We start from the raw sequence: 13,789 nt of genomic DNA, 5'->3' as shown, positions 1-13,789 counted from the left end.
GGCTACAGATACCTCAGGTCAAGCACGATGGAACCGTCCAGAGGGACTTCCTGCTTGAGGGTCAAATAGGCGGCCGCATTGATCGACGTATTGACTTGCAACGTGGCCGCGATCTGGCGGTGGGGTTCCGGCACCAACGTGCCGGGGTGAGCGAACCCCATGTAATTGTTCGGGTAGGCATTGCTTTCCGGGAACCAGGTCAGGCCCTGATTGCTGGACGCCAGCACCAATACGCGCTCGCCGTCGCCCATCACGTCGCGAAAGGCAATGGACACGGTGCCGAGTCGTTCGGTGGGCGCGTGGACGTTATGGCCCAGGCCATAGTAAAAGCCCGGGCCCAGGGATGAATCGGCGCGATTGTCCAAGCCCACCAATACAAACAGCACTGACTCGTTGCAGCTCACATTCAGGTCCAGGGCCTGGGTGGGCAAGACGCTGAATTCGTATTGGTTGAGACTGCGTGCCGGCACCAATCCGTGGTCGACGATGCCGTTGGCCGACAGCGTCGGTGTACACGCGCTGGGGGTGATTATCCCGGTCACATTCAATTCGGTACTGGAGGCCGCCAACGCTGCGGGCCCGCTACAGAGCAGGCAAAGCATGGCAAGAAGGCGTGAAGAGGTGTGCTTCATGGGGAGGTTCACCGGTTGCCTGGTTCTTCGTTTCAGTGCAGGACACAGGCAGGTCTCATGACCTGCCTGTGTGCGTTTCGAGTGGGCTTAGAGGTAGCGCACCGTCACGGTCACCGAACCGTCGATGGCCACCTCGTTGGTCAGCGTCAATTGGCTGGAGGGGGCGATCTTGGGGCTGACCGTCAGGTCCGAGGTCAGCACCTGCACCGGGATGGGCGTGTCGACGGCGGTGTCGGCCACCGAGATCAGGTTGTCGGGCGTCAAGTTGCGCGCAACGACCCAGGTGACACCGCCGTCGACCGAGGTGATCGGCCGCCCCTCCACACCATCGGCAATCGGCGTGTTCAGGCTCAGGCCCATGGCCCCGAGCTTCTGCGTACCGTTGATCAGGCCCAGGCCGAATTCCGTGATGTCGCCGCCGTAGTTCGAGCCGGCACGGTTGTCATCGGCGTCCAGGGCCATGAGGGTAGCCGCATCACAGGTGACGGTCAGTTGTACGGTTTGCTCGGTGAGGGGCGTTACCTGGTCGACATTCAAATCCTTGGCGGAAATCTTGCCGTAGTCCACAGACCCGCTATTGGACAGGGCTGGAGTGCAGGCACTGGGGGTGATCAGGCCCTTGACGGTGAGATCGACGCTGGAGGCCGCGAAGGCGCTGGTGCTACCGGCCAGCAGTACGCTGGCGAACAGGGTATTCAAGGAAAGTTTCATGGTCAGGCTCCATATAAAGGGCAAGGGAAAAAGGGTTACCAGTACTTGAGTTGCAACGTGGCACTGCCATCGATCGGCAGCTCGTCCAGCAGGGTCAGGTCGCGGGCCGGGGCGATGATGGTGAAGGCCCGCAGGCGAGCGCTGAGCTCGGTGATGGCAATGGGGGTATAGGGGGCGCCCGCGGCGGCGAAGGCGGTGAGTGCGGCGTGCCCCAGGTAGGACGACGGCCCCCAGCTGGCACCGCCGTCCCGCGACATGATGGCCTGCACCGGTGTCGAATCCGCCACGGGTTCGAACAGTCCGAGCGCGACGCTGCCCAGCATCTGGTCATCGTTGACCACTCCCAGCCCGTGGAACACCGGATTGATGGCCGACGTTCCGCCACGGTTATCGACGGTGGTCAGGGTGAAATGCGTGGCGCCCTCGCAATGCACATCCAGTTGCATTTCACCGGGGAGCAAGCGGGTCGGCAGATCGATGTCCAGGTCCCGACCGGTCAACTTGCCATGATCGACGACGCCCTCATTGGACAGGCTGGGGGTGCATGAACTGGGCGTAATGGTGCCCGAGACATTCAGGTCGGTAGTGCTGGCTGCGAAGGCTGCGGGAGCGCAGGTACTCAGTAACAGGGCAAGTGTGGCGCAGGTGTTTCTGTCCATCGGCACGGGTCCTTGTGTGAAGGGAAAGCAGTGGGGCTTACAGGTAGCGCAACTCCAACGTGGCGGAGCCGTCGAGGGGTTGTTCCTCGGTCAGGGTCAGGGTGCTGGTGGCGGCGATGACCGCGTAGATGCGCAGGTCGCTGCTCAAGGCGCGGATCGGGATTGGCGCCCAGGTCCCTGCGGCCTCAGTGCCGAATCCGGCCAGGCGGTCGCGGGTCCATAACGCGTTTTCGCTGCTCTGCTGCCAGGTGGCACCGTTGTCCCTGGATGCGAGGGTGGCGACCTGCATGCCGTCGGCGGTGGCGTTGTTCAGGCCCAGGTCAAAGGCACCTACCCGTTCGGTCTGGTTGATCAACCCCAGTCCATAGGAGGTCGGGCCGCCGATGGAGCTGCCGTCGCGGTTATCCAGGCCGATGAAGGCATACAGCGTGGCGGCTTCGCACTCCACGCCCAATTGCAACGTCGCGGGCGGCAACGCCTTGGCGCTGTGTTCGTAGAGATCGGCGGCGGATATCTTGCCAAAATCGACCACCCCGCCGCCGCTGAGCGAAGGGGTACAAGCGCTTGGCGTGATCAGGCCGGAGACGTTCAGGTCGGTGCTGCTGGCAGCCAGCAACGGGGTTGCAGTGGTCATCAGCAAGGTAGTGAAGAGCAGGGCATATTGGGCTTTCATGTGAACAGCGCATTCCTGGGCAAAGTGTTGGCACGAAGGGCAGTCAGTGGCTCGGGCGGGGCGCTGGCGTCGCAATATTGGAGGGATGTTGTAGGCGGCGACGCGCCTCTTGTTGCCTTGAGCCGGGACATATTTAACGCCCGTTCCCCTGGGGGCTGGAATGCAACAATTACGATAATGGCGCTGCCTGATACCGCTGCGATTTGCTGTTGGAATGTGCAGATCAACATGTAAGGAAAGTGGCTTAGTCGTAGTTGTTGTATCGCTCAAACTCACTCGTTCGGATATTTTTCGCGCTCTTTTTTAATCGATCCGGCTTCTTTTGAATGAAGCGGAATGTCTTTGCGCGAAAAGTTCGAGTGAAATCGTCTGACGGGCCATAAACCTTTTCAGGCGTCTCCTTGCGCCAGGTAAGCCTGGTGAGCTGATCGCTCTGCATGAGGTTGTTATGCCGGGCAATGCTCCACGTCGTTATTCACGAAAGGCTTCGCCCCCGGCTGATGTTCCCGCCCACTGGCAGCAGGCCCGGGTCCTGGTGGTCGATGATCATGCAACCTATCGATTGCTGGTCGGGTCATTGCTGCAGATGCTGGGGGTCGCCCACGAAGCCTGCGGCGATGGCCGCATGGCGCTGCACGCCTTGGAGACGGGGCATTTTGACTTGGTCATTACCGACTGCCGAATGCCGGTGATGGATGGCTTCGCCATGACGCGTGAATGGCGTCGACGCGAGTACGGCAAGAGCAGGCCTGGTATCCCCATCATTGCCATGACCGGACGCCTGGGGCCGGAAGAGATTCGCCGTTGCCTGGAATCCGGGATGGATGGGTGGCTGGTCAAACCCATCAACCTGGGCCAGTTGCACGAGTTACTGACGCAGTGGCTGGCGCCGGCGCCGTTGCTCTGCGCCCGTGGCCGGCAACCGCAGTCGCCGCGTCGTCGACGGGAACGATTCCCTTCCCGTGACAGCCTCATCGCGACCTTTGGCTCCTGGTCGGTGGTAGAGGCGATGTTGACAAGCCTGCTGCGAGAGGCCCGCGACGACTTGGAAGTGCTGGTGCAGGCGCGTATCAGCGGCGACGCCACGCTGACCTCGCAGCGCTTGCACCGACTGGCGGGCAGCGTGGCGTTTCTGGGAGCGACGGTTTTGGAGCGGCGGGCCGCGGTGTTGATTGACCGGGTACAGGCCAATGGGGTGGGAAGGAATCGGCAGGCATTGGAGCGATTCCACCGCGATGTCGAGTGTTATCTGCAGCGGTTGCATCAACTTTAAATTGAGATGCTTGTAAGAAGTTTCTTTGCTGATATGTAGGATTTATCTGTATGTAGTTTCCTTTTGTTTTGTGGGTTAAATGCCGACTTCCAGCGACGTGGGGGGTAACGCGCAATCACCCAGTTATTTCAGGTTGTTACATGAGGCAGAGCGCGCTATTTTGCGTAAATTCAAATTGCCATCACGGATAGTGTCGATGATTCGCATAATTATTGCTGACGATCACCCTATAGTTCGGATTGGGCAAAAAGTGGTGATCGAGGCAAGTGGTAAATACAAAGTCGTAGGAGAAGCCAACGGGCCGGATGAGTTGTTGGCACTGGTGAGCGGTATCCCGTGCGATATCATCGTGACCGACTTTGCGATGCCAGGGAACCAACAGGCAGATGGGTATGGCTTGTTGGGCTTGTTGCATCGGCAATACCCCAAATTGCCGGTGATTTTGGTGACGATGTTCGCCAACGTTGTGACGCTGCGCGAAGCGTTTGCCCATGGTGCGCGGGCAATCGTGGCCAAGAGCGCGTCGGCGAGGGAGCTGCCCCTGGCTCTGCGGGCGGTGGTCGAGGGGCGTACTTTTGTCAGTGAGTGCCTGCGCCTGCAGATGGAGCAAGCCGACTTGGCGCATCCGTCCCAACCGCAATTGTCGGGCAAGGAGCGGGAGGTGGTCAGAATGCTCGCCAGTGGCATGACTGTCAGCCAGATTGCCGCACGGGTCAACCGCAGTATCTCGACCATCAGCAAGCAGAAAAGCACGGCCATGCAGCGTTTGTGTATCTCCACCGATGTGGATCTTTTTACCTACGCACGGCAAAGCGGCATGGTGCCTTAGTTGGTGTGAATAATGGATAAGTTGCAGTTTTGTTACAGGCTTGATGGTGATTCGTATTAGTTGTATGGGGGGGTAAGCGTTGGCAGGTTAGTGTGTGTTCATGTACCCGATAGTTATAAATCGGCGACATAAAATACCTATGTCCAACACTGAGCTGAATACAGAGCAGCGTCTTGTTATCCGGCAAGATGCAAGTATCTGTATTGGCTTGAATGCGAGCACTTGAATCAATGAAATACTCACTGTCCCTTATTTCCTCCGTACTCCTGATCACGGCGAGTTCGAACCTGTTTGCCGCGTCCACCATTGATCTGAGCGTCGTGGGTACATTGACACCTTCCGCCTGCACGCCAGCACTGTCACGCGCAGGAGTGGTCGATCATGGCAAGATTTCCATCGGCGATCTTTCTTACGACGCTTACCTGCCTGAGGCCACGCTGGCGTTGAGTGTCAACTGTGACGCCGCGACATTGATGGCGGTCAAGGCCACGGACAATCGGTCCGGCAGTGCCTGGTTCGGTAGCGATACCGATGCGGTGTTTGGTTTGGGTTTCTACGGCGGGACCTGGCGCTTGGGCGGGTATCGCTTGATGGTGAAAAACGTCCAGGCCGACGGTGCCGTGGCCCCGGTGATCGAGTCCGTGGATGGCCAGACCTGGTTTCCCGTCTCGCAAGATCAAACCTGGCAACCGCTCTGGATGCGCTCTGTAGGTGCGCCCGGTGAAGTCGACGCCATGCCGGTGCCGGTCCAGAACCTGGCGATGGACCTGACGATCCAGACTCGGGTCCGGAAACCACGGGGCGCCATCACCGAAGAGATCCCGCTGGACGGCAGCGCCACCCTGGATATCGTCTACCTCTGACGCACCCTCGCTTATCCATCGGGTGAATGAACATGGTGTTTCCAGGCGCCGCGGATTATCGTGCTGGCCTTATGCCGATAATTGCGGAGCCTGTTCATGAGTGATGCCCACAACGCCTTGATCACCGAGTTCTACAGCGCGTTCCAGCGCCTGGACGCCGAGGCCATGTCGGCCTGCTACACCGACGATGTGGTCTTCAGCGACCCGGCCTTCGGCGAACTGCGCGGCCGCGATGCCGGTGACATGTGGCGCATGCTCACCACCCGCGCCAAGGATTTCTCCCTGACCTTCGACAATGTGCGCAGCGACGACCGTAGCGGTGGCGCTCACTGGGTGGCGACTTACCTGTTCAGCGCCACTGGCAACACAGTGGTCAACGATATCCAGGCGCGCTTTGTGTTTCGCGACGGCAGGATCTGCGAACACCACGATCACTTCGACCTGTGGCGCTGGTCGCGTCAGGCCTTGGGCGCCAAGGGGTTGTTGCTGGGGTGGACGCCGCTGGTGAAAAACGCCGTGCGTGCCCAGGCGCGCAAAGGCTTGAAGGCATTCCAGGCCAGTCGTTGATAAGCTTGTCGCTTCTTTGGTATTGCCGAATTTTTCTGTGAATACACCTGAAGCCAAACCCTGGTTCGTCTACCTGGTGCGCGCCGCCAATGGCTCGCTGTACTGCGGCATCAGCAATGACCCGGTGCGCCGGTTCGCCTCGCACCAGAGCGGCAAGGGTGCGCGGTTTTTCCTGTCCAGCCCGGCGGTGGCGCTGGTGTACACCGAGCAATGCGCGAGCAAGGGCGAGGCCCTGCGTCAGGAACGGCTGATCAAGAAGTTGAAGAAGAGCGCCAAGGAGTGCCTGGCGGCAAGTGGCTCATTGATTTGACTGATGAGTCCCCATCATGCCCGCGCCAGGGTTTGCAGGCTAAGCTAGCGATTCACTTCTCTCGCGGAGCCTGGCATGTCTGAGTTGATCCTCCACCACTACCCGCAGTCCCCCTTCGCTGAAAAAGCCCGGCTGTTGCTGGGCTTCAAGGGTTTGTCCTGGCGCTCGGTGCATATTTCGCCGGTGATGCCCAAGCCGGACCTCACCGCCCTGACGGGCGGCTATCGCAAGACCCCCGTGCTGCAAATCGGTGCCGATATCTACTGCGACACCGCGCTGATCGCCCGGCGTCTGGAACAGGAAAAAGCCGCTCCGGCCCTGTTTCTCCAAGGCCTGGAACTGGTCACCCAAGGCTTCGCCGCCTGGGCCGACTCGGTGGTGTTCTCCCATGCGGTGGCGCTGGTATTCCAGCCGGAATCACTGGCAGTCAAGTTCGCCAAGGTGCCGCCGGAAATGCTCCAGGTGCTGGTGGCGGATCGCAGCAAACTGTTCAGCGGCGGCACGGCGACTCGGGTGCAATTGGATGTAGCCAAGCATCAATGGCCGGCGATTGTTGGCCGCATCGATCAGCAACTGCAGCACCAGGCCGGGGATTTCCTGTTCGGCGAGCCGTCGATTGCCGACTTTGCCCTGGCCCATCCCCTGTGGTTCCTCAAAGGCTCTTCAGTGACGTCGCCTTTGGTAGACGCCTATCCCGGCGTTGCCGCCTGGTTGGATCGTGTGCTGGGTTTCGGCCACGGTACCTCCACTCAGATGAGCGCCGAGCAAGCCCTGGACGTGTCGCGCAATGCGACGCCGGCTGCTCTGCCCGAAGAACTGTTTGAAGACTTGAACGGCTTCAAGGCAGGCCAGCAGGTGACCATTTCGGCGACCGACTACGGCACCGACCCGGTCGCCGGCGAACTGCTGTTTGCCGGGCGTGAAGAACTGATCCTGCGCCGCACCGACGAGCGCGCGGGCACCGTGCATGTGCATTTCCCGCGCATCGGTTTTCGCATCCAGGCGCAGTAGGGAAAAATATTTGCAAATAAAAGTGAGGTAAAACCACCGCGCAACCGTGTAGTGCTTGAAACTGCGATCTATTCGCATTAACAGCGTTTTCTACACGGGTTCTCACAGCATGAAGTCAGCGGCGGGCGGTTGGGTTAAACAGTGGCTGGGAGCCTCGGTATTGGCGGTATCGGGGCTGGCGGTGCTGCCCTTGAGCATGGCGCAGGCACAAGAGCAGCAAAGCGCCCAGTTCACCTTTGCCCTGGCAGCCAAGCCGCTGCCCCAGGCCCTGAGCGATTTCAGCCGGGTCACCGGGATCAGCGTGATCTACACCGACGAAGCGCCCTACGGCATCAAGGCCCCGGCGGTCAGCGGCCAGATGAGCGCGACCCAGGCCCTGCAGCGCCTGCTGGGCAGTTCCGGCCTGACCTTCCGCCAGATCGACGCTCGCACCCTGGCCCTGGAGCCGGTGCCCACCGAAGGCGCGGTCAACCTCGGCGCCACCACCATCAGCGGTGCCAGCCTGGCCCAGGACAGCACCAGCTACCAGCCACCACCCACCAGTTCGGTGATGCGCTCCCATGGCCTGCTGCTGGAGACTCCGCAAACCGTCAACGTGGTCCCGGCCCAAGTGCTGCGCGACCAGACCCCGCGCAACCTGGATGACGCCCTGGGCAATATCAGCGGCATCACCCAGGCCAACACTCTGGCCAGCACCCAGGACGCGGTGATGCTGCGCGGCTTTGGCGACAACCGTAACGGCTCGATCATGCGTGACGGCATGCCCATCGTGCAGGGTCGTGCGCTGAACGCCACGGCGGAACGGGTCGAAGTGCTCAAGGGGCCGGCGTCGTTGCTGTACGGCATCCAGGACCCGGGCGGCGTGGTTAACATCGTCAGTAAAAGGCCTGAACTGGTCCAGTCCACCGCCCTGACCGTACGCGGCTCCACCTTCGGTGACGGCAAGAACGGCAGCGGCGGCAGCCTCGACACCACCGGCCCGATTGGCGACAGCGGCCTGGCCTATCGGCTGATCGTCGATCATGAAGACGAAGATTACTGGCGCAACTTCGGCACCCACCGCGAGAGCCTGATCGCGCCGTCGCTGGCTTGGTATGGCGACAGCACCCAACTGCTGTTCGCCTATGAGCACCGCGAGTTCCTCACGCCGTTCGACCGTGGTACCGCCATCGACAAGTCCAACCACCCGCTGGACATCCCGGCCACACGTCGTTTGGATGAACCGTTCAACAACATGGAAGGTCGCTCCGACCTTTACCGCTTCGAAGCCGACCACGACCTGAACGACGACTGGAAAGCCCACTTCGGCTACAGCTGGAACCGCGAGACCTATGACGCCAGCCAGGTGCGCGTCAGCGCGGTAAACACCAACGGCACCCTGACCCGCAAGATGGATGGCACCAAGGGAGCGATCACCACCGACCGTTTCGCCACTGCAAGCCTGGAAGGCAAGGTCAATGTGTTCGGCCTGCAGAACGATGTGGTGTTCGGCCTGGATGATGAGTACCGCAAGATCTACCGCGCTGACCTGATCCGCCAGAATTCGCGCGGCACCTTCAACTACAACAACCCGGTGTATGGCAACGAAGTGGCGGGCACCACCGTCAGCCCCGCCGACAGCGCCCAGACCGACCTGCTGCGCAGCGACTCGCTGTTCTTCCAGGATGCGATTCACCTCAACGACCAATGGATTTTTGTCGCCGGTGCGCGCTACCAGATGTACGACCAATACGCTGGCAAAGGCGTACCGTTCAAGGCCAACACCAACGGCAATGGCCAGGCCTGGGTGCCGCGTGCTGGGCTGGTGTACCGCTACACCGATGAGTTGTCGTTCTATGGCAGCTACACCGAATCGTTCAAGCCCAACTCCACCATTGCTGCCTTGGCCGACGGCAGCACGCTGACTGGCGACCTGACGCCCGAGAAATCCAAGTCCTGGGAGCTGGGGGCCAAGCTCGACATCCCTGGGCGCATCACGGCCAGTGCCGCGTTGTTCACCATCGACAAGCGCAACGTGCTGGTATCGGTCGGTTCCGGCGCGAACACTATCTACAGCATTGCCGGCCAGGTGCGTTCCCGCGGCCTGGAACTGGACGCCACCGGGCAACTGACCGACAAGTGGAGCCTGATCGGCAGCTACGCCTACACCGACGCCGAAGACATCAAGGACAAGGACCCGACCCTGGAAGGCAACCGCCTGCAGAACGTGGCCAAGCACACCGGCTCGCTGTCGGTGGCCTATGACTTCGGCAACGTGTTCGGGGGCGATCAGTTACGGGTGGGGACCGGCGCGCGGTATGTCGGCGAGCGTGCAGGCGATGCCGCCAACGATTTCACCCTGCCGGGGTACACCGTGGCGGATGTGTTTGCCACGTATGACACCAGGATTGACGGGCAGAAGGTCAAGTTCCAGCTCAACGTGAAGAACCTGTTCGACCGCGTCTACTACACCTCGGCGGCCAGCCGGTTGTTTGTGTCCATGGGGGATGCGCGTCAGGTGTCGGTGTCGAGCACCCTGGAGTTTTAGCCACATAAACCTTGTGGCGAGCCTGCTCGCCACAGGGGGAGGGAGCTGTTAGCGTTGCTGCCACTGACCGCTTTAGGAAAACGCTACTGATGTACTTTGGAAAATGGATACCCACCAGCGGGATGCTGTTGGGCTTGAGCTTATTGCTGGGTGGCTGCGCGAGTGTTTCCCAGACGTCCACCCCAACCATCATCGACCAGTTGATGGCCGACCCGGCCCTCAACGGCGCCACTGTGTCCCTGATGGTGCGTGATGCCCGCAGCGGCAGCACCCTCTATCAACACAACCCGCGAACCCGCCTGATTCCCGCATCCAATCTCAAGCTGCTCACCACCGCAGCGGCGATGGATGTGCTGGGGCCGCAGTATCGTTTTTCCACGCAACTGTTGAGCGACGGCACGCAGCAAGGCGAGCGTCTCAGCGGCAACCTGTACCTCAAGGGCCTGGGCGATCCGACCACGCAGTTCGCCGACTACCAGGCATTGGCGGCACAGCTTGCCGGCCAGGGCGTGCGTCAGATCCAGGGTGACCTGGTGTTCGACGATAGCTTTTTTGACGCCGAACGCCTGGGCGTGGATTGGGCCCAGGACGACGAAAGCACCTACTACGGCGCGCAAATTTCGGCGCTGACCGTGTCACCCAATTCTGATTTTGATGCGGGCACGTTGCTGGTCACCGCCAAAGCCCCCGCCGTGGTGGGTCAGCCGGTCAGCGTGTTGGTGAGTCCGTCCACCGACTACGTGCAACTGGACAACCGTGCTGTCAGCGGCCCCGGCAACAATTACGGCATCACCCGCCAGCACGGCACCAACCTGCTGCAACTCACCGGCGCGTTGGCGCCGGGCAAGCAAAGCCGGCAGTGGGTGAGCGTGTGGGAGCCGACGCAACTGGTGGCGAATCTGTTTGAGCAAGCACTGGCGCAGCAAGGCATCCAAGTGCTCGGGCGTCGTGTGATCGGCGGTGCCAGTCCTGCGACGGCCAAGGTCGTGGCGGAACATCAGTCGGCGCCATTGCAGGAGCTGATCACGCCGCTGCTCAAGCTTTCGAACAACAACATGTCCGAAGCCTTGCTCAAGGCCATGGGGCGCAAGACGTCCAATGCGGGCACGGCGCAGGCGGGGGTGGCCGCGGTGGCGGACTTCATGCGGCGCCAGGGCCTGGACCCGACGACTCTCAGCCAGGTCGACGGTTCGGGCCTGTCGCGGCGTAACCTGGTGTCTTCCCAAGGCCTCACCGATCTGCTGCTGGCCACGGCCAGACAGCCGTGGTTCGACGCCTGGTACAACGCCTTGCCGATTGCCGGCAACCCGGACCGCATGACCGGTGGCAGCCTGCGCTATCGCCTGAGTGGGACGCCTGCGCAAAACAACCTGCACGCCAAGACCGGCTCCATGGCCGGCGTGTCGTCGCTGAGCGGCTACATCAGCGACGCCCAGGGCCGGCGCCTGGTGTTTTCAATGATCAGTAACAACTACCTGAGCAGCGCCGCGCCGATCCGCGCCCTGGAGAACCGCGTGGCGTTGGCCCTGACCCAATGGCACGATTAGTTCAGGGCTGATAACCCATGCGCCAACTCACGGCCCGAGTCGCCGCCAGCAAGCGCTGCGCCGCCGGGCCGTCTTCATCGGCATGGAACAACGAGGTGGGGCCGACCACGGTCATCACTGCCGCGACTTGGCCGATGGCGTTGAACACCGGTGCGGACAGCGCATCGACGCCGGGCATCAACAAACCATGCACAAAGTGCAGGCCACGGCTGCGGATCTGTTTGCAGGTGATGGCGTAGGCTTGGTCGTCCGCCAACGCATGGGCGATGCCGGCCTGGATCTCACGTTCGCGCAGCTCCACGGTTTCCCGCGACGGCAGGAAGGCGCTGAACACCAGCCCGGTGGACGAACTGAGCAACGGCAGCACCGAACCCAATTGCGTCACCACCGTCACCGCGCGCACCGCCGGTTCGATCTGCACCACGGTCGCGCCCTGGTTGCCCCACACCGCCAAAAAGCAGGTTTCATTCAATTCATCGCGCAACTCCGCCAGGGGCAGTGCGCCGACTTTCAGCACGTCCATACTGCCCAGCGCCGCCAGGCCCACACGCAACGCTTCGCGGCCCAGGCCATAGTGGTTGGTGGCGGTGTTCTGTTCGGCGAAACCCGAGGCGATCAGCGCCTGCAGGTAGCGGTGCACCTTGCTGGCCGGCATCTGTACGTGTTCGGCCAGGCGTGACAGCGACGTGGCCGGGGACAACTCGGCCAGGGCCTTGAGGATATCGGTGCCCACTTCGGCCGAGCGGACTTTCTGTTTACCGGTGTCGCGGGGCTTTTCCATGGAGGGACGAGAATCCGAGAGATGAATGGGCGTCTTTATAGCTTGACGGTCGATAGTGATCAAATTACGTTATGCGTAACTGGATTACGATAAAAACAACTTCCGTGCAGAGGATGATCCATGAACCTCGAATACCTGTCGGGCTTTGGCAATGAATTCGCCAGCGAAGCCTTGCCCGGCGCACTGCCCGTCGGCCAGAACTCCCCGCAAAAAGCGCCCTACGGTTTGTACACCGAACTGTTCTCCGGCACCGCGTTCACCATGGCCCGCAGCGAAGCCCGGCGTACCTGGCTGTACCGCATCCAGCCGTCGGCCAATCACCCGGCGTTTATCAGGCTTGAACGACAGTTGGCCGGTGGTCCGCTGGGCGCGGTGACGCCCAATCGCCTGCGCTGGAACCCGCTGGATATGCCGAGCGAGGCGACGGACTTTATCGACGGGCTGGTCGGGATGGTGGCTAATTCCGGGTCAGAAAAGCCCTCAGGCATCAGCATCCATCACTACCGCGCCAACCGCTCCATGGAGCGTGTGTTCTTCAACGCCGACGGCGAGTTGTTGGTCGTTCCCGAGCAAGGCCGCCTGCGCATCGCCACCGAGCTTGGCGTGTTGGAAGTGGGGCCACTGGAAATCGTCGTGTTGCCTCGTGGCCTGAAGTTCCGCGTCGAGCTGCTGGACGCGCAAGCGCGCGGTTACGTCGCCGAGAACCATGGCGCACCCCTGCGCCTGCCGGACCTGGGCCCCATCGGCAGCAATGGCCTGGCCAATCCGCGTGATTTCCTGACGCCGGTTGCGCACTATGAAGATGTGAAGAAACCGACGACGCTGGTACAGAAATTCCTCGGCGAACTCTGGGCCTGCGAGCTCGACCATTCCCCACTCAACGTGGTCGCCTGGCACGGCAACAACGTGCCGTACAAATACGACCTGCGCCGTTTCAACACGATTGGCACCGTCAGCTTCGATCACCCGGACCCGTCGATCTTTACCGTATTGACCTCGCCCACCAGCACCCACGGCCTGGCCAACCTCGACTTCGTGATCTTCCCGCCGCGCTGGATGGTGGCCGAGAACACCTTCCGCCCGCCGTGGTTCCACCGCAACCTGATGAACGAATACATGGGCCTGATCCAGGGTGCCTACGACGCCAAGGCCGAAGGCTTCCTGCCGGGGGGCGCATCCCTGCACAGCTGCATGAGCGCCCACGGCCCGGACGGCGAGACCTGCACCAAGGCCATCAACGTGGAGCTGGCGCCGCACAAGATCGATAACACCATGGCGTTCATGTTCGAGACCAGCCAGGTGCTGCGCCCGACCCAGTTCGCCCTGGACTGCCCGCAACTGCAACCTGCTTATGACGCGTGCTGGGCCTCGCTGCCCGCTACCTTCAACCCGAACCGGAGATAACC

At 61.5% G+C, this 13,789-nt stretch carries 14 protein-coding genes; 9 read left to right on the top strand and 5 right to left on the bottom strand.

Annotated elements, in window-relative coordinates:
- Window positions 1-2 precede the first annotated feature (2 nt).
- The 4 genes from BMX59_RS02125 to BMX59_RS02110 form a co-directional block, all read right to left on the bottom strand.
- A complete protein-coding gene (locus tag BMX59_RS02125; RefSeq protein WP_071488599.1) occupies window positions 3-632 on the bottom strand; it encodes a DUF1120 domain-containing protein in 630 nt (209 codons plus the stop codon).
- Window positions 633-719: 87 nt separating this feature from the next.
- On the bottom strand, window positions 720-1,343 hold the full coding sequence (locus tag BMX59_RS02120) for a DUF1120 domain-containing protein (protein ID WP_093119654.1): 624 nt from the start codon (window positions 1,341-1,343) through the stop codon (window positions 720-722).
- A gap of 35 nt (window positions 1,344-1,378) precedes the next feature.
- On the bottom strand, window positions 1,379-2,002 hold the full coding sequence (locus BMX59_RS02115; RefSeq protein ID WP_092240891.1) for a DUF1120 domain-containing protein: 624 nt from the start codon (window positions 2,000-2,002) through the stop codon (window positions 1,379-1,381).
- 37 nt (window positions 2,003-2,039) lie between these two features.
- The gene (locus tag BMX59_RS02110) at window positions 2,040-2,675 is read right to left on the bottom strand and encodes a DUF1120 domain-containing protein (RefSeq protein WP_093119650.1); all 636 of its coding nucleotides are present in this window, start codon (window positions 2,673-2,675) and stop codon (window positions 2,040-2,042) included.
- 535 nt (window positions 2,676-3,210) lie between these two features.
- Between BMX59_RS02110 and BMX59_RS02100 the strand changes: the two genes are divergently transcribed.
- The 8 genes from BMX59_RS02100 (at window position 3,211) to dacB (ending at window position 11,602) form a co-directional block, all read left to right on the top strand.
- Entirely contained in the window at window positions 3,211-3,948 is a 738-nt protein-coding gene (locus BMX59_RS02100; RefSeq protein ID WP_256572925.1) for a response regulator, read from the top strand.
- A 196-nt stretch (window positions 3,949-4,144) separates the two neighbouring features.
- Window positions 4,145-4,777, top strand: a complete 633-nt coding sequence (locus BMX59_RS02095) for a response regulator (RefSeq protein ID WP_092240897.1) — start codon at window positions 4,145-4,147, stop codon at window positions 4,775-4,777.
- 230 nt (window positions 4,778-5,007) lie between these two features.
- A complete protein-coding gene (locus tag BMX59_RS02090) occupies window positions 5,008-5,640 on the top strand; it encodes a DUF1120 domain-containing protein (protein ID WP_093119641.1) in 633 nt (210 codons plus the stop codon).
- A 96-nt stretch (window positions 5,641-5,736) separates the two neighbouring features.
- Window positions 5,737-6,207, top strand: coding sequence for a nuclear transport factor 2 family protein (locus BMX59_RS02085; protein ID WP_093119638.1), 471 nt, complete (start codon window positions 5,737-5,739; stop codon window positions 6,205-6,207).
- A gap of 37 nt (window positions 6,208-6,244) precedes the next feature.
- The gene (locus BMX59_RS02080; RefSeq protein ID WP_058422881.1) at window positions 6,245-6,517 is read left to right on the top strand and encodes a GIY-YIG nuclease family protein; all 273 of its coding nucleotides are present in this window, start codon (window positions 6,245-6,247) and stop codon (window positions 6,515-6,517) included.
- Window positions 6,518-6,592: 75 nt separating this feature from the next.
- Window positions 6,593-7,528, top strand: a complete 936-nt coding sequence (locus tag BMX59_RS02075) for a glutathione S-transferase family protein (RefSeq protein WP_093119635.1) — start codon at window positions 6,593-6,595, stop codon at window positions 7,526-7,528.
- 109 nt (window positions 7,529-7,637) lie between these two features.
- Complete coding sequence (locus tag BMX59_RS02070; protein ID WP_093119632.1) at window positions 7,638-10,055, top strand: TonB-dependent siderophore receptor; 2,418 nt, start codon at window positions 7,638-7,640, stop codon at window positions 10,053-10,055.
- A gap of 89 nt (window positions 10,056-10,144) precedes the next feature.
- A complete protein-coding gene (gene dacB / locus BMX59_RS02065; protein WP_093119629.1) occupies window positions 10,145-11,602 on the top strand; it encodes a D-alanyl-D-alanine carboxypeptidase/D-alanyl-D-alanine endopeptidase in 1,458 nt (485 codons plus the stop codon).
- Window position 11,603: 1 nt separating this feature from the next.
- Here the strand turns inward: dacB and BMX59_RS02060 are convergent, their stop codons facing one another.
- Window positions 11,604-12,383 (bottom strand): IclR family transcriptional regulator, encoded by a 780-nt coding sequence (locus BMX59_RS02060; protein ID WP_093119626.1) that lies wholly within the window; start codon window positions 12,381-12,383, stop codon window positions 11,604-11,606.
- A 120-nt stretch (window positions 12,384-12,503) separates the two neighbouring features.
- Here BMX59_RS02060 and hmgA point away from each other — a divergent pair, with 120 nt between their 5' ends.
- Window positions 12,504-13,787 (top strand): homogentisate 1,2-dioxygenase, encoded by a 1,284-nt coding sequence (hmgA, locus tag BMX59_RS02055; RefSeq protein ID WP_093119623.1) that lies wholly within the window; start codon window positions 12,504-12,506, stop codon window positions 13,785-13,787.
- Window positions 13,788-13,789: the final 2 nt, after the last annotated feature.

This window comes from Pseudomonas sp. NFR09, from assembly GCF_900111535.1.
Taxonomy (GTDB): domain Bacteria; phylum Pseudomonadota; class Gammaproteobacteria; order Pseudomonadales; family Pseudomonadaceae; genus Aquipseudomonas; species Aquipseudomonas extremorientalis.
The sequence above is the reverse complement of the archived record's forward strand: the minus strand, read 5'-3'. Positions and strand labels throughout refer to the sequence as shown.

Excerpts from the sequence above, each read along its gene's own strand:
- BMX59_RS02125 (WP_071488599.1), bottom strand. The coding sequence starts at position 632 with ATGAAGCACACCTCTTCACGCCTTCTTGCCATGCTTTGCCTGCTCTGT.
- BMX59_RS02120 (WP_093119654.1), bottom strand. The coding sequence starts at position 1,343 with ATGAAACTTTCCTTGAATACCCTGTTCGCCAGCGTACTGCTGGCCGGT.
- BMX59_RS02115 (WP_092240891.1), bottom strand. The coding sequence starts at position 2,002 with ATGGACAGAAACACCTGCGCCACACTTGCCCTGTTACTGAGTACCTGC.
- BMX59_RS02110 (WP_093119650.1), bottom strand. The coding sequence starts at position 2,675 with ATGAAAGCCCAATATGCCCTGCTCTTCACTACCTTGCTGATGACCACT.
- BMX59_RS02095 (WP_092240897.1), top strand. The coding sequence starts at position 4,145 with ATGATTCGCATAATTATTGCTGACGATCACCCTATAGTTCGGATTGGG.
- BMX59_RS02090 (WP_093119641.1), top strand. The coding sequence starts at position 5,008 with ATGAAATACTCACTGTCCCTTATTTCCTCCGTACTCCTGATCACGGCG.
- BMX59_RS02085 (WP_093119638.1), top strand. The coding sequence starts at position 5,737 with ATGAGTGATGCCCACAACGCCTTGATCACCGAGTTCTACAGCGCGTTC.
- BMX59_RS02075 (WP_093119635.1), top strand. The coding sequence starts at position 6,593 with ATGTCTGAGTTGATCCTCCACCACTACCCGCAGTCCCCCTTCGCTGAA.
- BMX59_RS02070 (WP_093119632.1), top strand. The coding sequence starts at position 7,638 with ATGAAGTCAGCGGCGGGCGGTTGGGTTAAACAGTGGCTGGGAGCCTCG.
- dacB (WP_093119629.1), top strand. The coding sequence starts at position 10,145 with ATGTACTTTGGAAAATGGATACCCACCAGCGGGATGCTGTTGGGCTTG.
- BMX59_RS02060 (WP_093119626.1), bottom strand. The coding sequence starts at position 12,383 with ATGGAAAAGCCCCGCGACACCGGTAAACAGAAAGTCCGCTCGGCCGAA.
- hmgA (WP_093119623.1), top strand. The coding sequence starts at position 12,504 with ATGAACCTCGAATACCTGTCGGGCTTTGGCAATGAATTCGCCAGCGAA.